A 19,845-nucleotide genomic window follows, 5' to 3' on the forward strand; every position below is an offset into this window, starting at 1 on the left:
CTGCTAGGCGTGCGTTCCCGCGAGCGATACTGTCCTCATCTCGCCGGTGCCGTCGGCTGGGACCGCCGGAACGCCGTCGTCCTCTTGGCCGTAGAGCCAGTCGTTGTACTGGAAGTCGCCGTCCTTGCGGCTCTTGAACAGCAGGTTCCGCAAGACGCGTGCGACGCCGGACACGTGCCACGACTCTCCCCAGACGCGCGCCGTGCGTTGGACGCGGGCCGTCCGCGCTGCGCGGGCTGAGTTGAAATCGCTGATGGCGCGATCCCAAGCAGCGGTGTCCACGCCGTCGTCGTTGAACACGGAGCCGACGGTGGAGTCCTGGAGGACCGCGGCGTCTTCAAGCGCCTGGCAGGCTCCCTGGGCCAAGTACTGGAGCATGGGGTGTGCGGCATCGCCCATCAGGACCAGGCGGCCGTGGATCCAGTTCTCGATGGGATCGCGATCGTACATGGGCCAGCGGATGCCTGTCGCAAGGTTCCGCAGCGCAAGCTGTACCGCCGGAATGCAGTCCTTGTAAGCCGCCTCGAGTTCGTCGACGCCGCCATACTGCTCCTCACCGCGCTCGAACGAGGGCGACTTGAAAACAGCCACGGTGTTGAGCAGCTCGCCTTTGCGCAGCGGGTACTGCACGAGGTGGCAGTCCGGACCGAGGTAGACGACGACGTCCTCGAGATCGGCGGCCGGGGTCTCCGGCGTGATGGGCACCGTTCCGCGATACGCGACGTACGACGACGACACCGGCCCGTCCTGCGCGACGGCGGCGCGGAGCGTGGACTTGAGGCCGTCGGCGCCGATCACGACGTCGGCCTCGTAAACATCGCCGCTGGACGTGTGCGCCACGCCGCGGTGGTTCACGGTCTCGACTTTCTCGACGACGACGTCGTTCACGAGGCGCACGCCGGCATCCTGGCAGGCCTCCAACAGGATCCGGTGCAGGTCGCTGCGGTGGATCACCACGTACGGGGCGCCGTAGCGCTCTTCGAACTCGCCACCGAGGGTCTGCCGGGTGAGTTCCTCACCGGTGAGGGCGTCGCGGAACACCAAGTGCTTGGGGCGGACGCCGATCTCGAGCGCCTTCCCGAGGAGGCCCCAACGCTTCAGGACGCGGGAGGCGTTGGGGGCCATCTGCAGTCCCGCCCCGACCTCGCCGAATTCGGGCGCCCGCTCAACCAATGTCACCTCGGCGCCGTTTGCGCGCAGGGCCAGGGCGCCGGCAAGGCCGGCCATCCCTCCGCCGACGACGAGGACTTCGGTGGACGTTTTGCGGTCAGACATTGCTAGCTCCTACAGAGGTGGTGTTTGTGGGTTGGTTTTTGGCGGCCGTGATCTTCGCGGTCTTGATCTTGGTGCCGATGGCGCCGAGCAGGATGGCCGCGACGGCGGCGGCCCCGGCAAATGCCAGGAAGTTCGAGTTGACGCCCAGGCCGGCCGCGAGCAGCAGCCCGCCTACCTGGGGTGCCGCGACCGCGCCGATGCGCCCGACGCCGAGGGCCCAGCCAAGCGCTGTGCCCCGCAAATGCGCCGGGTAATGGCTGGCCACCGCCGCGATGATGAGGCATTGGGTTCCGTGGGTGCCGACCCCCGCCAGCACCAACATGACGTAGACAAGCCCCACAGGCGGACCCGCCACCAGTACGGCCAGCGCGACGGCGGCGACGGCGGCTGCCGCGATCGCCGTCGGGATCGGACCGAATCGGGTTCCCGCCCACGCAGTGGCCACCGAGCCGACGACGGCACCGAGGTTGAGTGCCAGCGCGAAGGTCAGGGCTGACCCGAGGTTGTAGCCGGCCAGTTGCATCAGGTTCGGCAGCCAGGTGCCCAGGCCGTACCAAGCAAAGAGCGTGACGAGGGTGGAGACCGCGAACAGGAGACTCATGCCGAGGTACGGGGCACGGAGTAGGGACTTGAAGCCGCCTGTTTGGTTCGCGTTCTTGGCGGCCGGGAGGGGTTCCTCGAGTGTCGCTGGGAGCGTCTCCGGGAGGAAGCGCATGCCCAGCGGAACCACCACGAGGAGCGCCACGGCGGCCACCAGGAACATGACCGGCCAGCCGAAAGCGGGAATGAGCGGAATGCCGGCCACCGCGGCGATCGAGCCGCCGATCGGCACTCCGGACATCATTAGCGTGGCGATGGTGGACCGCCATTTGGCGGGGACCAGTTCCGCGACCAAGGCATTGGCCGAGGGAACAAGTCCGCCCAGGCCGATGCCCGCCAGCAAGCGCAGACCCCCGAAGACGAACGCGTCCGGGGAGAACGCACACAAGATGGTGAAGAGTGAAAACAGTGCGGCGCAGGCGATGATGGTCCGGCGGCGCCCCCAGCTGTCCGACATCCTCCCGGCGAAGATGGCCCCGATCATCATGCCGAGGAACGCCATCGAGCCGACCGTGCCGGCGGTGGCTTTCGTGAGCCCCCAGCCGGTGTCGGTGATGAGGGCGCTCTGGACGGTGCCGTAGACGATGAGGTCGTAGCCGTCGAAAACCACCAGCAACCAGCAGACCAGGACAGCGGCGGCGGAACGCTTGGAGAACCGGGCGGAGGCCCTGGGGAGGTGGTGAACGCCGTCTTGGGTCCGCTCCGGCGCTGCAGCGGATGGTGTGTGATTCATCCCACCACTGTGTGGCTGTTTGGTTATGCAGCCCAATAGAATTCTGTCTTGCAGAATCTTCCAGCCCGCAAAAAACCGGCCTATTCCATTGAAGCCGTGGACAACGCCCTGCATCTCCTTCAGCTCCTGCGCGACGGCGGCAGCCTGCGCCTCAAGGACGCCGCCGCGGAGCTGGGTGTTGCTCCCTCCACAGCCCACCGGCTGTTGGCCATGCTGGTCTACCGGGGGTTCGCGGTCCAGGACGAGACCCGCCGCTACGTGCCCGGGCCGGCCATGGGGGTTGGACCGGCAGGACTCAGTTGGAGCCGGCTGCTTCGCACGGTGGCGCAGCCGCACATGGAACTCCTGAGTGGGCGGATCAATGAGACCGTCAATCTCATGGTTCGCGTGGGAACCAAGGTGAGGTTCCTGGCCACGGTGGAGGGGACCAATGCCCTACGGGTCGGCGACAGGCAGGGAACCGTCCTGCCCGCGAACAAAGCCTCGGGCGGCAAGGCGCTGTTGGCAGAGCTGGAGCCCGCCATGATCGAGCAATTGTTCCGCAGCCACAACGCGGAGATCGGCGGCGACAACATTCCCGACGCCGAATATCCGGCTTTCCTGCGCGAGCTTGAGACGATCCGGAGCAACGGATTCGCGGCGAATTTCGAAGGCACCGAGGAAGGGATCAGCGCCTTGGGGGTGGCTCTCCACAACGGGCGGGGCGTCGCCGTGGGCGCGCTGAGCGTAGCTACTCCCGTGGCACGGTTCCGCAGGCTCTTCGATGCTGGTCTTGTGGGTATCATGCGGGAAACCCAGCGCCAATTGGAGATCGATATCGCGGCCAATCCGGCCGAGTCCCAGCCTTAACCCACCCAAGCCGTGACCCACCCAAGCCGTGACCCACCCAACTGACTCGCAGTTGATGTCGTTTTGAGGGCCCATAACGACATCTATTGCTAGTCAGTTGGGTCGGCGGGTCCGTCAGGTGGGCCAGAAGATTCTGTCTATCAGAATATGCTGGAGATCACTTGGGGGCTTCCCTAGGGTCTGGAGTACGCCAAAACTGTCCCGTACCCCCGAGGAGGCCTCTGTGTCCATCAGCGCCGATAGCACAACCCACGAATCAGTTGCCGCCGAGAACGCTGTTCCGGAACCGACTCCCGAGGAAGCCGCCCAGCTGGAGCAGCTGTATCAGGATTTCGAGGCCGGGAACCTGATTCCGCTCTGGACCGAGATCGCGGACCTGATGCCGATGGTGCCGTCCCCGAAGGCCGTGCCTTACGTGTGGCGCTGGAACGATTTGTACCCATTGGCGGCCCGTGCCGGGGACCTGGTGCCTGTTGGCCGTGGCGGGGAACGCCGTGCCATCGCCCTGGCAAACCCGGGCCTCGCCGGTACTCCGTATGCCACACCCACCCTGTGGGCTGCCATCCAGTATCTGGGCGCGCACGAAACAGCTCCGGAGCACCGCCACTCGCAGAACGCCTTCCGCTTCGTCGTCGAAGGTGAGGGCGTCTGGACGGTCGTCAACGGGGATCCGGTGGCGATGCGCCGCGGGGACTTCCTGCTGACGCCGGGCTGGAACTTCCATGGCCACCACAACGACACGGACCAGCCGATGGCGTGGATCGACGGATTGGACATCCCGTTCGTGCACTACGCGGACGCCGGGTTCTTCGAATTCGGCACCGAACGTGTCACTGACGAGGCCACCCCGGACGTTTCGCGCTCCGAGCGGCTCTGGGCCCACCCGGGCCTCCGTCCCCTCTCCGGGCTGCAGGACACGGTGAATTCCCCGATCGCGGCCTACCGTTGGGAACACACCGACGCCGCCCTGCGCGAACAATTGCTTCTCGAGGACGAGGGCCACCCGGCCACGGTGTCCCAGGGCCACGCCGCCGTGCGTTACACCAACCCGACCACCGGCGGGGACGTCATGCCCACCATCCGCGCCGAGTTCCACCGCCTGCGGGCCGGCGCTTCCACCGAGGCCGTGCGCGAAGTCGGTTCCAGTGTCTGGCAGGTCTTCGAAGGCCGCGGCACCGTAGTGCTGAACGGGGAGTCCAAGGTCCTGGAAAAGGGCGACCTCTTTGTCGTGCCGTCCTGGCAGGAATGGTCGCTCCACGCCGAGAGTGAGTTCGATCTGTTCCGCTTCAGCGACGCCCCCATTTTCGAACGACTGAATTTCAACCGCACGTACATCGAAGGACGCAACAAATGAGACTCCTCACCCTCCGCATTTCTGACGGGACCGGCACCGGCACCGTGGCCGTCCGCCAGGACGGCGACACCCTGACCGAGATCGACGGGTTCTCCGACGTGGGCGCCCTCCTGCAGGACCCCGCCTGGGCGACTATCGCTGAGGCGGCCAACGGCGCAACTCACGCGTACGACGGCGCCGACCTCGCCGCCGTCGTGCCCTCACCGGGGAAGATCATCTGCGTCGGGCACAACTACCGCAACCACATCAAGGAGATGGGCCGGGAAATCCCCGAGTACCCCACCCTGTTCGCGAAGTACCAGGAATCGCTAATCGGTCCCAACGACGACCTGGCGTTGCCGCAGGAATCGGACACGGTCGACTGGGAGGCCGAGCTCGCCGTCGTGATCGGCAAGAAGGGGCGCCGCATCAGCGAAGCCGACGCGGCCGACCACATAGCCGGGTACTCGGTGCTGAACGACATCAGCATGCGCGACTACCAGTTCCGCACCATCCAATGGCTGCAAGGCAAGACCTGGGAGAAGTCCACCCCGTTCGGGCCCGCCCTGGTCACCAAGGACGAGTTCGAGGCCGGGCCGCTCATGACCTCCGCGGTGGACGGCGAGATCCAGCAGCAGACCCCCACCGGGGACCTCGTGTTCACCCCCGAATTCCTGGTGTCCTACATCTCCACCATCATCACGCTGAACCCGGGCGACGTCATCGCCACCGGCACCCCCGGCGGAGTGGGCCATGCCCAGAACCCGAAGCGGTACCTCCAGGAGGGCCAGCTCCTGGTCACCACCATCGAGGGACTGGGCCAGCTGAACAACCGCGTGGTCAAGGAAGCCTGATGGTCGCCCGCCACGACCTCACCACCGATCCGGGCCTGCAGGAACAGCTCCTGCAGGCCCGGCGGGGGACCGCGTTCTTCGCCCGCAAGCTCAACGAACTCACCGATGCCGGGCTCGACGGCGATTCGCTGCTTCCCGGCTGGACCCGCCGCCACGTTGTAGCACACGTGGGCTACAACGCCCGGGCCATCGCCCGCCTCGTGGAGTGGGCGTCGACCGGCGTGGAGACTCCGATGTATCCCTCAATTGCAGTGCGGGATGAGGAGATCAACTTCGGCGCCACCCTGTCTCCCATCGCGTTGCGGAACCTCTTCGACCACTCCGCAGTGCACCTGAGCGTCGAATGGCGCGACCTGCCCGAAGACGCCTGGCACCACACGGTCCGGACCATCCAGGGCAGGGAAGTCCCGGCGTCGGAAACGGCCTGGATGCGCACCCGCGAAGTCTGGGTGCACGCCGTCGACCTCTACAACGGAGCATCGTTCGGTGACATCCCGGCGTCGGTACTGGAACGGCTGCTGCGCGACATCACCGGTTCGTGGGCCGCCCGGGGCACCGACGCCGGGTTGTTGGTCAGCGTCGCTGGCACGGACCTCACGTTCGGCGATCCGGACGCCGCCGTCGTGGTCGCCGGGCCTCTCGCCGGCGTCGTGCAATGGGCCACCGGACGCGGGGCCGGCGGGGTGACCGCGGGCGCTGGGCCCGTGCCGGCGGCACCAAAGTGGATCTGACGGCGTCGGGCACAAAGAAGGTTGGCACAGCTCCCGGCTTCTTCACCGCAGGAACTGCACCAACCGCTTGTATGACTATTCAGATTTAGCTGTAGATCCTACCCATCGGCGGCTCCTGTAATCCCGGGCTAACTCAATCCGGGCTTTGAATAGGGCTACTTTGCGTCGTCGGCCAGATGCCGTGAAAACATCCAGCCAGCGGCAATCATCAGGATGCCCAAGACCATGAACGTCCAGTTGTCGAGCGTGTTCAGCGACAGGAAGTTGGCCGCCGAATCAACCCCGACACTCAGTCCGTACACACTGAACACGATGTACAAGGCGCCGAAGCTCATCAGGATATTGCGTGCGCTATGGCCGCCCGAGCGGGACATCGCCCAGCTGGTTCCACCGATGAGGAGCTGCACAATGTTGAGCAGCAGCGACACTTGGAACACACCCAGGAGCATTGCGTGCGAATTTGGCCCGAAGAACTGCAATTCCCCGTACCGCATGGTGATTCCCGGAATGAATCCGAGAAGGCCCACCAGCGCCATCAGAATACCTACACCCATGCCGATGTTCTGGATGTCCGTCCGTCCAAAGTGAACACCATGTGCATGTGGGGTTGCGGTAGTCATTTATGCCCTCCATCCACCTATTGCGAACAATCCAATTTTACGTCTGACTTATGCAAAAAGCGCTTGGAGCGGCGGCGTCCGGCCGGCCTGGCGGCGGCGTGCCCGGCGGCCCCAACAGGCACTGCGCGCCCCGGACGCTCGCTCACCTACGGTGGGTTTTCCCCGACGCTCGCTCACGTATGTCGGGTTTCCTGCCAACGCTCGCACACATATACGACGACAGCGGTGCGGCCGGAGTGAGCGCGCGTTGGCCCGGCGTGCCTCATTGGTGAGCGGGCGTTGGCCCGGAAAGCCTCATTGGTGAGCGAGCGTCCGCCCGGAAAGCCTCATTGGTGAGCGAGCGTCCGCCCGGAACGCCTCATAAGTGAGCGGGCGTTGGGGGATTGGCGGGCCGTGCGGGCGCCTGCCGGGGGAGCGGGGCACGCCGTGGCACGATAGAACACGATGAAACTGCGCGCTGATCAGACTGGTAACCATGGCCTGCCCATGCCTTTGTGGCTGCAGGGCGCCCTTGAGTCGGCCCAGGCCGCCATCATCTCCGCGCTCGTGGTGGTCCTGCCGCTGATCGCTGTCTGGGCAACTGACGGATTCCAGAACCACACCGTCGATTTCCTGGCACGCCTGGCTGGCCAAGCCTGGTTGCTGGTCCACGGCGTTCCGCTGCAACTTGCCACTGTGAACATGGGAACCGCGGGTCTACCGGGTTCCGGGATGTTGTCCCTTATCCCGCTCGGACTGACGCTGGTCCCCTTCCTTTTGGCGTGGCGCGCGGGCCGCCGGCTGGCCAGGGCTTCCTACACGGACCAGCTGTGGCAGGCCTTCTTCGGAGCGTTGCTTGTCTACGGGGCGTTCGGCGCGGCCACCGGATTCGTGTGCCGGACGCAGGACGTCGTCATCAACATCTGGTTCGCTGCCTTACTTCCGCTAATCCCGTTCGGTCTCGGCATGGTGGTGGGTGCCCGGCGTGAGTCGGGCTCGTGGAGCAGGCTCATTGGGGTCGACGCCGTCGATTGGCTTGCACGCACAAGCCAACATTCCCGCTGGGCCGGTTCCTACTTCGGCTCCGCCATCAAGGCCGGATTCGTCGCGATCATGGCAGCCCTGACACTCTCGGCGACGCTGCTCGCCGTCGACCTTGTCATCCACTGGACGGACATCATCGCCGTCTACGAAGGCCTGAAAGCCGGCGCCCTCGGCGGTGGCGTCCTGACCATCGCCCAGCTCGGCTACCTCCCCAATCTGGCGGTATTCGCTTTGGCTTGGTCCTCTGGCGCAGGGTTCTCCCTCGGCATCGGCTCACACGTCGGGCCGCTGGGCACCGCCGTCGGGCCGCTGCCCGCGATCCCCGTCTTCGGCGCACTGCCCACCGGGCAGCTCGACTTCGGCGCCGCGGCCCTCGCCCTGCCGGTGATCGCCGGTGTGTTGGCGGGCTGGTGGTTCCTGCGGGCGGGGGAGAACCACTTCGACGAATGGCTCTCCATCAAGATCAAGGCGCGCTGGTTCACGGCTCCTGTTTCCACGCTGATCCTCGGCGCGCTCATCGGGGCCGTCGCAGGGGCTTTGGCCGGAGGCCTCGCCTGGCTGGCGCGCGGTTCCGCCGGGATCGGGCGTCTCACCGAGATCGGCCCGGACCCGCGGTGGACGGCAGTCTGGATCGCCGCGGAGGTGGGGATCGGCGTCGTGATCGGTTATTGGGTGGGGCCCTGGCTCGAGAGGCGGCAGAAGCTCCGCGAAGCGGATCTCGACGATTCCGTGTACGACGGCGACCGCCGCTAAGGTGCCTGCCTCACCTGGCTTGCGCCCCGGCTAGCGCAATCCGGAGGGAAGGGAATTCTGGAAATCCACCTGGCACGAGTTCTGGGCGTGGAGCGTCAGTGCGCCTCGTGCACAGTTCTCCAAGGTGGTGACCTGTTGGAAGAAGACGACTGCGGTGAGCACCAGCAGGCACATGATGGCCGTGACCACGAGCCCGGAAATGGTGCCGAACAGAACGATGCGCGGCTGCTTGAACCGGATCGCCCGCACGAGGACCACCACTCCAAGCACCGCGGCGATGACGGTGAGGATTCCACTGAGCCAGACGTAGCTGATGTTCAGGATATAGACGAACAGGGCGCCAAGCACGGTCAGCAGGAAAGTCCTGAACAGCGTGTGGGTAACGGCAAGCGCTGATTTGGCAGCCTCGCTCTGAGGCTGATGCTGCGGGGTGGGTCCAACGCCGGAATTCATGTTTTCCAGCCTACGCGAGCCAGCCATAAGCTAGTGCAATGCGTATTGTTGTCCTCGTCTCCGGCACCGGTTCCAACCTCCAAGCAGTAATCGACGCCGTGAAGGCGGGCGAGCTGGACATTGAGATCGCAGCCGTGGGAGCCGACCGGCCGGGTACCTACGGCGTGGAACGCTCTGCCGAAGCCGGACTGGACACCTTCGTGGTGGACTTCAAGGACTACGCGGACAGGGCCGATTGGAACGCGGCACTTACCAAAGCCGTTGCCTCGTACGATCCGGACGTGGTGGTCTCGTCCGGGTTCATGCGGATTGTGAGTCCGGAGTTCATCGATGCCTTCGAAGGCAAGTACCTCAACACCCACCCCGCGCTGCTTCCCGCTTTCCCGGGAGCCCATGGAGTCCGCGATGCCATGGCCTATGGTGTKAAAGTGACAGGCTGCACTGTCCACTGGGCCGACGCCGGCGTGGACACCGGGCCCATCATCGCCCAGGAAGCGGTGGACATCGCCCCGGACGACACCGAGGACACCCTGCACGAACGCATCAAGGTGGTGGAGCGTAGGCTCCTGGTCCGGACGCTCGCAGAGCTCGCGGCGGGAAAGCACGCCTAAGTCCAGGGCGCCCGACCCAACTAGCTCGCATTAGATGTCGTTTTGGCGGCTCATAACGACAACAAATGCGAGTCAGTTGGGCACCCCCGTGGGGCATGCTCAGCCGAGCTCGAGCTGCTTGGTCTCCGGCGCAAACAACGCCATCCACAGCACCGCCACAACGATCAGCCCGCCAGCCAAGGCGAAAGACGTGGCCAGGCCAAGCTCGGGCCAGAAATACGAAGCGAACACGAGCGGCCCGATCCCGGCACCAACGCGTGAGAAGGTCGAGGCCCAGCCGAAGCCGGAACCCCGAAGCTCCGTGGGGTAGAGCTCCGAGACGTAGGTGTAGAGCACCGGGATGGCCACCTGGATGACGAAGCCGAACGCCAGGAGCCAGAACACCGCGGCGTCCGGAATGTCCACCACCAATGACACGATCACCAGGGCCAACGCGGACAGCGGCCCGGTGATGGCCAGGATCCACTTGCGGCCCACCCGCTCCACCAGCACTGCCGCGACCGCCACGCCCAGGAGCCCGACGCCGGCCATCCCGGCTGTCGTCACGAAGGCCTTGTACTCCTCGAACCCGGCGCCGATCAGAATCCGCGGCATCCACGTCAAGCTCAAGTAGTAGACCAGAAGGATGCTGAAAAACAGGGCCCAGGCCGCCGTCGTGATCTTCCAGTTGAACTGCCAGATCCGTCGCAGTTGCTGCCATGCGCTGCCGGCGAAGAGGGGCGGCGCATCTTGTGGTGCGGGCAGGCTGTAGGCGCGCGGCTCGGCTCCCGTGGCCAGGACGAGGTTGTCGATGACGTCGGCGGCTTCTTGGCGCCGGCCCCTGCGGATGAGGAAGAGCGGGGATTCGGGCACGCTCCGCCTGACCCAGAACACCAGAAGGGCAGGCAACACCATCAGGAGCATGGTGAGGCGCCAATCGGCAAAGGCCGCAACAAGTCCGGCCGAAATGAAGCCGCACAGGGCGGCCCCTACGGGCCACCAAGCATCCATAGCGGTAAGCACCTTGCCGCGATGCTTCCGCGGGGTGAATTCACCGACGAGTGCGTAATCCACGGGAATGCAGCCGCCCAGCCCGAAGCCGGCCATGAAGCGGAAGATGCAGAACCACACGATGTCCGGCGCGAAAGCTCCCAACACAGTAAAGATGGAGAAGATCAGCAGGGTGGCCGTGAAGGCCCGTTTCCGGCCGATGGTGTCCGCGATGGTACCCCAGGCGAAGGCGCCCAAGGCCATGCCGATTAGGTTTGCGGTCCCGATCCATCCGGCGTCGGCGGGCTGGAGGGACCAATGCTTGGAAAGCAGCGGAATGAGGATGCCGTTGAGGGTGACGTCCCAGGCATCGAACATGAAGCCGAGGCCCCCGATCAGGAAGATCCTGCCCTGGACCTTCCACCGCCACGGCAGCTCCTGGACAACCTGTTCGCCGCTCGGGACGGTCGTGTAAGTATTCATTTCCCCTCCTGGGGAAAACTCTATCCGTGCTTCTCGATCGCCTTTCGCAGGAAGCCGCCGGCCTCGTCCAAAGCGCTCTTGGCCTGCCCCGGATCGATCCCCGTCAGCACTACCAGGATGGCTGCCTTGACCGATCCGCCCACGGAATCCAGCGCGCGAATCGCCGTCTCTGCGTCCACTCCGGTGGCGTGTTGGATGGTCCGTTGGGACCTTGCGAGGAGCTTGTTGTTGGTTGCCCGCAGATCGACCATCAGGTTTCCGTAGGTCTTCCCGAGCTTGACCATCGCGAGCGTGCTGATCATGTTGAGGACGAGTTTCTGCGCCGTGCCGGCCTTCAGCCGCGTTGAACCGGCAACGAACTCGGGACCAACCACGACGTCGATCGCCACGTCCGCCAGTTTGCTGATGGGCGAAGCGTGGTTGCAAGCGATCGAGGCGGTGAAAGCGCCTCGGCTGCGGGCCTCCTCAAGGGCGCCGATCACGTACGGTGTGCGTCCCGAAGCCGAGATTCCGACGACGGCGTCCGCCTCGGTCACGCTGATGTCGTGCAGGTCCCGGGCTCCGGCAGTGGCGTTGTCCTCGGCGTACTCCACTGGCTTCTGGATGGCTTGGGTGCCGCCCGCGATGATCCCGACGACGAGCCCCGGGGGAGTGCCGAACGTGGGCGGGCATTCGCTCGCGTCCAAAACCCCGAGCCGCCCGGCCGTTCCGGCGCCGACGTAGAGCAACCGGCCGCCGCGGGCGAGGCGCTCCGCAACGGCGTCGACCACTGCGGCGATTTCCCCGCTGGCTTGTTCGACGGCGGCCGGGACGCCGCGGTTCTGCTCATTCATGGCCGCGACGAGTTCGGGCGTGCCCATGGTGTCCAACTCACTGAGCGCGGGCAACGCGGCTTCGGTTTGCAGGCCCGCGAGCTCCGAACGGAGTTCCTCGAGCCCGTCGGGGGAGTCCGGGGTACCGGGGGAAGAAGCGTCAGGCTGTTCCGTCACGGTGAATGTACCTTTCCTGGAGGAGCCCGCGGCGGTTCGCTGCGAGGGCGGCCCCGTCCATGCCATCGCCGAGAGCCGCAACCACCTCAATCCCAGCCGAAGCGAGGGCGTTGTGCAAGAGCCCGCCGAAGAACTCCGATTTCACGACGCCGCCAAGGAGCGCCACCTGCTTCGTGTCGCCCGCGGCAAGGGCCACGGTGTTCACGAGAAGCCTGCAGGCTTCGTCCACAATGCCGCGTGCGACGGCGTCCCCCGCCTCCGCTTCTTTCAGCACCGCGGGCGTGAAACGCGCCATCGTCCGTGCCGGGTTGTCGGATTCGGCGAGCCACGCCGGAAGTTGCGCGGGCGAGCCTACAAGCGCGGCAGCCGAGCCGAGCAACGACGTGGCAGGGCCGCCGTCGTGAGCTTGTAGTGCGGCCTGAAGGCCCTGCTGGCCGATCCAGCGGCCGCTTCCGCGATCGCCCAAGAGCGGTCCCCAACCGTCGGCACGGTGGAGGGTTCCGGCGTCGTCGAAGCGGAAGGCAACAGCCCCGGTGCCAACAATCAGCACCGTTCCGGGTGCGCCGTGCAGGGCGCCGAGCTGGGCCGCGGTGGCGTCCGAGAGAACCGCGGCCGGGACCTTGAAGCGCTCGGAAAGGAGGACGGCGAGTTCGTGGGAGTTCGCCGCTGAGGCCTCGACCCCGGCCACAGCGGCGCCGATTCCAAGCAAGGAACCTTCCGGGAATGCTGCCGGAAGCCCCCGCGGCAGCATGGCCGCGGTGTCCGCGAGCAGCTCGAAGGCGAGCCGGGCGCCGTCGTCCATGCCGAGGCCGGGGAAGCCCTGCTGGTCCGCCGAGCCCACCACCTCATCGCCTCGCCTGAGTTCAACCCGGCATCGGCTCTTGCCGACGTCGGCTACCAAAATCACATCCGCGGAATCCATGGCCCAACCATATGTTGCGGACGCGGCCACGTCTCGAAAAACGAAGAGGAGCCACAACACGATAAACTCGTCCATATCCCCAGCAACCGCGGAATCCCGCGATATAAGACGGAGACTTTTGTGAGCTTGACGCAGCTTGACCGTGTTCCCATCCGCCGTGCACTGATCTCGGTTTACGACAAGACGGGGCTGGAGGAGCTCGCGAAGGGCCTGCATGCAGCAGGAGTCGCCATCGTCTCCACCGGTTCCACCGCGAAGAAGATCGCCGCAGCCGGTATTCCGGTCAAGGAAGTCGAAGAAGTCACCGGTTCCCCGGAGATGCTCGACGGCCGGGTCAAGACCCTGCACCCGCGCGTGCACGGCGGTATCCTGGCCGACCGCCGCGTTCCTGCCCACATGGAAACGCTGGCCAAGATGGAGATCGAGCCTTTCGACCTCGTTGTGGTCAACCTCTACCCCTTCGTGGAGACCGTCCGCTCCGGCGCTGCGCAGGACGACGTCGTCGAGCAGATCGACATCGGAGGCCCCGCCATGGTGCGTTCGGCCGCCAAGAACCATGCCGCCGTCGCGATCGTTGTTGACCCGAACTTCTACGGCGCCGTCGTGGAAGCCGCCGCCGCGGGTGGCTTCGACCTGAAGACGCGCCGCCGCCTCGCCGCGAAGGCATTCGCCCACACCGCAACGTACGACACCGCCGTTGCCACCTGGACCGCCAGCCAGTTCCTCGACGAAGACGGTGACGGCGTCATCGATTGGCCCGCCTACGCCGGCCTCGCCCTTGAGCGCTCCGAGGTGCTGCGCTACGGCGAAAACCCGCACCAGCAGGCCGCGCTGTACGTGGACAAGGCGGCCCCCGCCGGCATCGCCCAGGCAGACCAGTTGCACGGCAAGGCCATGAGCTACAACAACTTCGTCGACGCCGACGCCGCCCTCCGCGCCGCGTTCGACTTCTCCGAGCCGGCCGTCGCCATCATCAAGCACGCCAACCCGTGCGGTGTGGCCGTGGGTTCGGACGATGCCGCCGACCCCATCGCCGACGCCCACGCCAAGGCCCACGCTTGCGATCCGGTATCCGCTTTCGGAGGCGTCATCGCGGCCAACAGCATTGTCACGGCCGGTATGGCCAAGACCGTGGCCGGGATCTTCACCGAGGTTGTCATCGCCCCGGGCTTCGAGCCGGAAGCCGTTGACATCCTGTCCAAGAAGAAGAACATCCGCCTTCTGGCGCTGCCGGACGGTTACGGCCGCTACCCGACGGAACTCCGCCAGGTCTCGGGCGGCGTCCTCGTCCAGCAGGCCGACAAGGTGGACGCCGACGGCGACAACCCCGCCAACTGGACCCTCGCCGCAGGCGTTGCCGCCGACGACGCCACGCTGGCCGACCTCGCGTTCGCGTGGACTGCTTGCCGCGCCGCCAAATCCAACGCGATCCTCCTCGCCAACAACGGGGCGGCAGTCGGCATCGGCATGGGCCAAGTCAACCGCCTCGACTCGTGCAAACTGGCCGTTGAGCGCGCCAACACCCTGGGCGTCCAGGTGGAGTCCGACGTCGACGGTGCCGGCGGTGCCTCCAACGCCGTCGCGACTGGCGCACCCGAGCGCGCCCGCGGTGCCGTGGCCGCTTCCGACGCGTTCTTCCCGTTCGCCGATGGCCTCCAGATCCTGATCGACGCTGGTGTCCGCGCCGTCGTCCAGCCTGGCGGTTCGGTGCGCGACGAGGAAGTCATTGCTGCGGCCAACGCCGCCGGCATCACGATGTACTTCACCGGCGCAAGGCACTTCTTCCACTAGGTCCTTTCCCTAGGTCCGGGCGCTCGCACCGGGTCCACTCGCGGCACCAAAAAATGGACATGTCCTCCCGGGAGGACATGTCCATTTTTGGTGGTCGGCGCTGGGCATATTCGCAATATGTCCAACCCTGGGAGCGAACAGGGGGCATGTCCCTGCTGCGCCGGGGAGGTTACGGGGCTGTGGACGCTGTCTGGTACGTGCCTTGGATGACCGTGCCCCAGTACGGGCCGTACATCGTGGTGGAGTTGCTTCCGTAGCCGTAGCTGTTCACCGAGTTCTGGTATCCGCTGGCGCTGCTTCCAAGGAACCATGGGCCACCGGAGGAGCCACCCGTCATGTTGCAGGGGATCCCCTGGGTTTTGAACTGGGGGTTGTTGGGATCGTTTGTGGCAGTGCCTGAGCAGCTCTTGAGCGATTCCCCGGTGAAGGGCGATGCCGCGGGGTAGCCGAACGACTTGTACGCCAGTCCTCGGGCAGCGTTGAACTGGACGCCTGAGGCGCCCACCACGGCTGCGAGCTTTTGGCCATTGAGGGTGTTCATGACGGCAAATCCGGTGTCGTACTGGATGTTTCCACTTGAGGACCACTGGCTGGTTGTGTAGAGCGCCTTGGCCGTCCACTTTCCGTAGGGCGCGGCGCCGTCCTGGTAGGCGGGAACGAACGTGAAGTTGCCCGCGAACGCCCCGGGGCCTTCGTTGAGGCAGTGGCCGGCGGTGGACACGGTGCTCTGGTTGGCGGAGGTGACGGAGTTGCCGGAGCAGACATAGTTCACCCCGCCGAGTGTGAAGAACACTTTTCCGATGTGTGAAACGGGAGACTCACCTGCGTTGGCTTTACGATCCACGGCGGGGGACGGCGCTGCAGTGCTGGTGGCATTCTTGCCTTCGATTGTCAGTGCGCGGCCAAGCCCGGGAAAAACCTGATCGGGAGAAGTTGGTATGTCCGAAAGGCCAACCGCGGCCTGTGTCCGGGTCAGCGCCTTGGTGACCAGAAGGTCACCGGAGACGGCGTTCTTCATCCGTTCAGGAGTCCAATAGTCAGCGGTGTTCGCGTCCGACGCCGAATTGCTGCTCACGGTCGACGCATCGGTGCCATCGCTTATGGACGGGGCCGCGGTGGCCCCGCTGCCGGCGCCCAGCGCGAGTAAGGCGGCGGCAGTGAGGCCGAGCAGGCTTGTGGCCAAGGTCTTGGTTCTCGTCACAGTTGTCCTAGATATCGAGCGGACGGCGGCCGGTTTGTGGAGGCCGCCGACTGACGGAACCGAAACTACCGAAGCCGTGACAAGCATGTAAAGAAATTGTTCAAGTTTTGTGAGATTTTACTTTCGTTTGACAAGATGCGAATTCTGCCTAGTTTCCAACTGGCCGAAAGACCTAGGATGTGGACGCCGTATCGTAGGCATCCCGGATGACGGAGCCCCAATAAGGGCCGTAGATCACAGCCGGGCCACCAGGGTAGCCGTAGCTCGTAATGGAGTTTTGGTAGGAATCCCGGCCCGAGTCGACCATCCAGGGTCCGCCCGATGACCCACCGGTCATATCGCAGGGAATGCCCTGCGCCTTGAACTGTGGATTGATGGGGTCCTTGGTGGCGTCACCCGAACAGCTCTTCAGCGATTGTCCGTCGAACGGCGGGGCGGCAGGGTAGCCAAAGGCTTGGTAGCTCAGTCCCCGGTCCTGGTTGAATTCCACGCCGGACGCGCCAACGACGTCGGCCAAGTGCTTGCCTTTCACCGTGGCGGTAACTGCGAAACCGGTGTCATAGCGGATGTCGCCGGCGGTGCGCCACTGGGGCGTGGTGTAGAGGGCCTTGGCGGGCCAGATGCCGTAAGGAGCATTGCCGTTGAGATAGGCCGGAACGAACACGAAGTTCTGGACAAAGGCTCCGGGACCCTCGTTGACACAGTGGCCCGCGGTCGCCACTGTGCTGTCGTTGTCCGACACGACGACGTTGCCGGAGCAGACGTAAGCGAAGGCGCCCATGGTGAAGAAGACCTTGCCGACGTGGTCAATAGGGTCTTCGTCTTGGTGCAGGCTCGAGCTGCTGCCCTTGGCGCTGGCGATTTTCACTGGCGGGCCGGTTTCGACCGTGCCGCTGGCGGTGGCGCCACCTCGTGCGAGGGCTTTGCGGGCGAGGACATCGCCCGGGATGGCTGCTTGCATCCGTTCGGGAGTCCAGTACCCCGTGGGGTCGGTGTTTGTTGTCGCCAGGCTGACGAGCTGCTGCGTCCCAGGCGCTGCGAAGCTCGAAACCGCAGTAGGCGTTGCGGCTGCCGCCCCTCCAGCGGCACAGAGGGTCAAAACGGCGGAGGTAATGAGGCTCAGGAGACCAGTGATGGGGAGTGATTTCTTTGTCATGATTGTCCTGCCAATCGTTTGGCGGCCACGTGTTGTCGGCCACAGTTTGACCCAATGAACCTACTCCGATTTGGTGCGGAGGTACATAAGGTTCGGCGCGGTATGACGTTGCACAGCGCGCTTGAGGCCGTCCCGGTACGCGCCAATCCGGCCCCCTCAGGTAAGTTAGAGATGTTGAAATCTGCAGACTTTCAGGGAGATGCCCCGCCAATGGCAAAGATTATCTATACCCACACTGACGAAGCGCCGATGCTGGCGACGTACTCGTTCCTGCCGATTGTGGAAGCTTTCGCCTCAACGGCCGGCGTGGAGGTCGAGACCCGCGACATTTCGCTGGCCGGCCGAATCATCGCCGTCTTCGGTGACTACCTGACTGAAGAGCAGCGGATCAGTGACGCACTGGCTGAACTGGGCGAACTGGCAAAGAAGCCCGAAGCGAACATCATCAAGCTTCCCAACATCAGCGCGTCCGTCCCTCAGCTGAAGGCAGCCATTGCCGAACTGCAGGGTCAGGGCTACGCGCTTCCGGACTACCCGGACAACCCCTCCTCCGACGAAGAGACGGACATCCGCTCGCGTTACGACAAGATCAAGGGCTCGGCCGTGAACCCGGTCCTGCGTGAAGGCAACTCGGACCGCCGCGCGCCCCTGTCGGTGAAGAACTACGCCCGCCAGAATCCGCACTCCATGGGTGCCTGGAGCGCCGACTCCAAGACCAACGTTGCGCACATGACGGAGAACGACTTCCGCTCCAACGAGAAGTCCGTGGTCATCCCGGCCGACGACACCATCAAGATCCAGATCGTCCGCGAAGACGGCACCGTCAAGGTCCTCAAGCCGGCCTTCCCCGTCCTCGCCGGTGAAGTAGTGGACGGCACCGTGCTGCGCGCCGCTGCCCTGGACGAGTTCCTGGCTGCCCAGGTGGTCCGCGCCAAGGAAGAAGGCGTGCTGTTCTCGGCACACCTGAAGGCCACCATGATGAAGATCTCCGATCCGATCATCTTCGGCCACGTTGTCAAGGCGTATTTCTCTGAGCTTTTCGACACCTACGGCAAGCAGATCGCTGCTGCCGGCCTGAGCGCCAACAACGGCCTCGCCTCCATCCTGAACGGCCTCGATGAACTCCCGGAAGACGTCCGCGAAGGCATCAAGGCGGCCATCAAGAAGGGCCTGGAAGACGGACCGGCGCTGGCCATGGTCGATTCGGACAAGGGAATCACCAACCTCCACGTTCCCAGTGACATCATTGTTGACGCTTCGATGCCGGCGATGATCCGCAGCTCCGGCCACATGTGGGGACCGGACGGCAAGGAAGCCGACACTCTCGCGGTCATCCCGGACAGCTGCTATGCAGATGTCTACCAGGTGGTCATCGATGACTGCCGTGCCCACGGCGCCTTCGATCCCACCACCATGGGTACGGTTCCGAACGTCGGCCTGATGGCACAAGCGGCTGAGGAATACGGCAGCCACAACAAGACCTTCGAGGTTGAGTACGCCGGAACCATCCAGGTTGTGGATTCTTCCGGAACCGTGTTGATCGAACACCAGGTCTCCCCGGGCGACATCTGGCGCGCCTGCCAGACCAAGGACGTGCCGATCCGCGACTGGGTCAAGCTGGCCGTCACCCGTGCCCGCGCCTCCAAGATGCCGGCTGTCTTCTGGCTCGACGAAACCCGCGCCCACGACGCCCAGCTGATCGCCAAGGTCAAGGAATACCTGAAGGACCACGACACCGAGGGCCTGCAGATCGAGATCATGTCCCCGGAGAAGGCCACCGCGTTCACGCTGGAGCGGATCCGCAAGGGCGAAGACACCATCTCGGTGACCGGCAACGTGTTGCGTGACTACCTCACCGACCTGTTCCCGATCCTCGAGCTTGGCACCAGCGCCAAGATGCTCTCCGTGGTCCCGCTGATCAACGGCGGCGGCCTTTTCGAGACCGGTGCCGGCGGCTCGGCTCCGAAGCACGTCCAGCAGCTCCTGCAGGAAAACCACCTGCGCTGGGACAGCCTGGGCGAATTCCTTGCCCTGGCCGTCAGTTTCGAGCACCTCGCCACCACCACCGGCAACGCCCGGGCACAGGTCCTCGCGGACACGCTCGACCGCGCCACCGGCACGTTCCTGCTCGACAACAAGTCCCCGAAGCGCAGGGTGGGCGAACTCGACAACCGAGGCAGCCACTACTACCTCGCGAAGTACTGGGCACAGGAACTGGCCCAGCAGAGCGACGATACGGAGCTCGCCGCCGCGTTCTCCGCCGTCGCCGAGGCCCTGACGGCCAACGAGGACACCATCATTGCCGAGATGCTCGGAGTCCAGGGTTCGCCTGCCGACATCGGCGGCTACTACCGCCCCGACGCCGCCAAGGCGGAGGCCGTGATGCGACCTTCAGCAAAGCTCAACGAGGTTGTCGCCACCCTGAACTAGGCGCCCCGCCCACCCAACTCGCAGTTGTTGTCGTTTTGAGCGCTCAGAACGACAACAACTGCGAGCTAG

At 65.1% G+C, this 19,845-nt stretch carries 17 protein-coding genes; 8 read left to right on the forward strand and 9 right to left on the reverse strand.

The annotated features are described in order from the left end of the window. Nucleotides 1-3: 3 nt before the first annotated feature. Together AB4068_RS13260 and AB4068_RS13265 are read right to left on the reverse strand one after the other, a co-directional pair. Nucleotides 4-1,275 carry an FAD-dependent oxidoreductase gene (locus AB4068_RS13260; protein ID WP_441433628.1) on the reverse strand — a complete coding sequence of 424 codons (1,272 nt, stop codon included), beginning with the start codon at nucleotides 1,273-1,275 and terminating at the stop codon, nucleotides 4-6. Continuing rightward, entirely contained in the window at nucleotides 1,268-2,608 is a 1,341-nt protein-coding gene (locus tag AB4068_RS13265; protein WP_441433629.1) for an MFS transporter, read from the reverse strand. The genes AB4068_RS13260 and AB4068_RS13265 overlap by 8 nt, the downstream gene beginning before the upstream one ends. Before the next feature lie 48 nt (nucleotides 2,609-2,656). On the opposite strand from AB4068_RS13265, the gene AB4068_RS13270 reads away from it, so the two are divergent. The 4 genes from AB4068_RS13270 to AB4068_RS13285 all read left to right on the forward strand — a co-directional run bounded on the left by AB4068_RS13270 (nucleotide 2,657) and on the right by AB4068_RS13285 (nucleotide 6,375). Continuing rightward, nucleotides 2,657-3,457, forward strand: a complete 801-nt coding sequence (locus tag AB4068_RS13270) for an IclR family transcriptional regulator (protein WP_059388029.1) — start codon at nucleotides 2,657-2,659, stop codon at nucleotides 3,455-3,457. A 223-nt stretch (nucleotides 3,458-3,680) separates the two neighbouring features. Next, complete coding sequence (locus AB4068_RS13275) at nucleotides 3,681-4,811, forward strand: cupin domain-containing protein (RefSeq protein WP_284991737.1); 1,131 nt, start codon at nucleotides 3,681-3,683, stop codon at nucleotides 4,809-4,811. Continuing rightward, nucleotides 4,808-5,644 (forward strand): fumarylacetoacetate hydrolase family protein, encoded by an 837-nt coding sequence (locus AB4068_RS13280; protein ID WP_441433630.1) that lies wholly within the window; start codon nucleotides 4,808-4,810, stop codon nucleotides 5,642-5,644. Before AB4068_RS13275 ends, AB4068_RS13280 begins: the two co-directional genes overlap by 4 nt. Further along, nucleotides 5,644-6,375 carry a maleylpyruvate isomerase family mycothiol-dependent enzyme gene (locus AB4068_RS13285; RefSeq protein WP_441433631.1) on the forward strand — a complete coding sequence of 244 codons (732 nt, stop codon included), beginning with the start codon at nucleotides 5,644-5,646 and terminating at the stop codon, nucleotides 6,373-6,375. The genes AB4068_RS13280 and AB4068_RS13285 overlap by 1 nt, the downstream gene beginning before the upstream one ends. Nucleotides 6,376-6,530: 155 nt before the next feature. On the opposite strand, the gene AB4068_RS13290 is transcribed toward AB4068_RS13285, so the two are convergent. After that, nucleotides 6,531-6,995, reverse strand: a complete 465-nt coding sequence (locus AB4068_RS13290) for a DUF4383 domain-containing protein (protein WP_284991734.1) — start codon at nucleotides 6,993-6,995, stop codon at nucleotides 6,531-6,533. Nucleotides 6,996-7,439: 444 nt separating this feature from the next. On the opposite strand from AB4068_RS13290, the gene AB4068_RS13295 reads away from it, so the two are divergent. Next, nucleotides 7,440-8,771 (forward strand): cell division protein PerM, encoded by a 1,332-nt coding sequence (locus tag AB4068_RS13295; protein WP_441433632.1) that lies wholly within the window; start codon nucleotides 7,440-7,442, stop codon nucleotides 8,769-8,771. Nucleotides 8,772-8,801: 30 nt separating this feature from the next. Here AB4068_RS13295 and AB4068_RS13300 read toward each other — a convergent pair whose 3' ends face one another. After that, nucleotides 8,802-9,224 carry a hypothetical protein gene (locus tag AB4068_RS13300; protein ID WP_253257189.1) on the reverse strand — a complete coding sequence of 141 codons (423 nt, stop codon included), beginning with the start codon at nucleotides 9,222-9,224 and terminating at the stop codon, nucleotides 8,802-8,804. A 38-nt stretch (nucleotides 9,225-9,262) separates the two neighbouring features. Between AB4068_RS13300 and purN the strand changes: the two genes are divergently transcribed. After that, nucleotides 9,263-9,835, forward strand: a complete 573-nt coding sequence (purN, locus tag AB4068_RS13305; protein ID WP_284991732.1) for a phosphoribosylglycinamide formyltransferase — start codon at nucleotides 9,263-9,265, stop codon at nucleotides 9,833-9,835. A gap of 99 nt (nucleotides 9,836-9,934) precedes the next feature. Here purN and AB4068_RS13310 read toward each other — a convergent pair whose 3' ends face one another. From AB4068_RS13310 to AB4068_RS13320, 3 genes are read right to left on the reverse strand one after another with little or no spacing between them, the layout of a single operon-like run. Then, nucleotides 9,935-11,287, reverse strand: coding sequence for an MFS transporter (locus AB4068_RS13310; protein WP_441433633.1), 1,353 nt, complete (start codon nucleotides 11,285-11,287; stop codon nucleotides 9,935-9,937). Between the two features lie 20 nt (nucleotides 11,288-11,307). After that, complete coding sequence (murQ, locus tag AB4068_RS13315) at nucleotides 11,308-12,276, reverse strand: N-acetylmuramic acid 6-phosphate etherase (protein WP_441433634.1); 969 nt, start codon at nucleotides 12,274-12,276, stop codon at nucleotides 11,308-11,310. After that, a complete protein-coding gene (locus tag AB4068_RS13320; RefSeq protein WP_441433635.1) occupies nucleotides 12,260-13,198 on the reverse strand; it encodes an N-acetylglucosamine kinase in 939 nt (312 codons plus the stop codon). The genes murQ and AB4068_RS13320 overlap by 17 nt, the downstream gene beginning before the upstream one ends. 120 nt (nucleotides 13,199-13,318) lie before the next feature. Between AB4068_RS13320 and purH the strand changes: the two genes are divergently transcribed. Continuing rightward, nucleotides 13,319-14,989, forward strand: a complete 1,671-nt coding sequence (gene purH, locus AB4068_RS13325) for a bifunctional phosphoribosylaminoimidazolecarboxamide formyltransferase/IMP cyclohydrolase (protein ID WP_441433636.1) — start codon at nucleotides 13,319-13,321, stop codon at nucleotides 14,987-14,989. A gap of 169 nt (nucleotides 14,990-15,158) precedes the next feature. Here purH and AB4068_RS13330 read toward each other — a convergent pair whose 3' ends face one another. Together AB4068_RS13330 and AB4068_RS13335 are read right to left on the reverse strand one after the other, a co-directional pair. Continuing rightward, nucleotides 15,159-16,190, reverse strand: a complete 1,032-nt coding sequence (locus tag AB4068_RS13330) for a trypsin-like serine peptidase (protein WP_441433637.1) — start codon at nucleotides 16,188-16,190, stop codon at nucleotides 15,159-15,161. A 172-nt stretch (nucleotides 16,191-16,362) separates the two neighbouring features. After that, complete coding sequence (locus AB4068_RS13335; protein WP_059388023.1) at nucleotides 16,363-17,346, reverse strand: trypsin-like serine peptidase; 984 nt, start codon at nucleotides 17,344-17,346, stop codon at nucleotides 16,363-16,365. Nucleotides 17,347-17,556: 210 nt separating this feature from the next. On the opposite strand from AB4068_RS13335, the gene AB4068_RS13340 reads away from it, so the two are divergent. Beyond that, the gene (locus AB4068_RS13340) at nucleotides 17,557-19,776 is read left to right on the forward strand and encodes an NADP-dependent isocitrate dehydrogenase (RefSeq protein WP_441433638.1); all 2,220 of its coding nucleotides are present in this window, start codon (nucleotides 17,557-17,559) and stop codon (nucleotides 19,774-19,776) included. The last annotated feature ends 69 nt before the right edge of the window (nucleotides 19,777-19,845 follow it).

Source organism: Arthrobacter sp. 2RAF22 (assembly GCF_052115325.1).
Lineage (GTDB): Bacteria > Actinomycetota > Actinomycetes > Actinomycetales > Micrococcaceae > Arthrobacter.

Excerpts from the sequence above, each read along its gene's own strand:
- AB4068_RS13310 (WP_441433633.1), bottom strand. The coding sequence starts at position 11,287 with ATGAATACTTACACGACCGTCCCGAGCGGCGAACAGGTTGTCCAGGAG.
- AB4068_RS13340 (WP_441433638.1), top strand. The coding sequence starts at position 17,557 with ATGGCAAAGATTATCTATACCCACACTGACGAAGCGCCGATGCTGGCG.
- AB4068_RS13280 (WP_441433630.1), top strand. The coding sequence starts at position 4,808 with ATGAGACTCCTCACCCTCCGCATTTCTGACGGGACCGGCACCGGCACC.
- AB4068_RS13320 (WP_441433635.1), bottom strand. The coding sequence starts at position 13,198 with ATGGATTCCGCGGATGTGATTTTGGTAGCCGACGTCGGCAAGAGCCGA.
- AB4068_RS13300 (WP_253257189.1), bottom strand. The coding sequence starts at position 9,224 with ATGAATTCCGGCGTTGGACCCACCCCGCAGCATCAGCCTCAGAGCGAG.
- AB4068_RS13290 (WP_284991734.1), bottom strand. The coding sequence starts at position 6,995 with ATGACTACCGCAACCCCACATGCACATGGTGTTCACTTTGGACGGACG.
- AB4068_RS13335 (WP_059388023.1), bottom strand. The coding sequence starts at position 17,346 with ATGACAAAGAAATCACTCCCCATCACTGGTCTCCTGAGCCTCATTACC.
- AB4068_RS13285 (WP_441433631.1), top strand. The coding sequence starts at position 5,644 with ATGGTCGCCCGCCACGACCTCACCACCGATCCGGGCCTGCAGGAACAG.
- AB4068_RS13295 (WP_441433632.1), top strand. The coding sequence starts at position 7,440 with ATGAAACTGCGCGCTGATCAGACTGGTAACCATGGCCTGCCCATGCCT.
- AB4068_RS13265 (WP_441433629.1), bottom strand. The coding sequence starts at position 2,608 with ATGAATCACACACCATCCGCTGCAGCGCCGGAGCGGACCCAAGACGGC.
- AB4068_RS13260 (WP_441433628.1), bottom strand. The coding sequence starts at position 1,275 with ATGTCTGACCGCAAAACGTCCACCGAAGTCCTCGTCGTCGGCGGAGGG.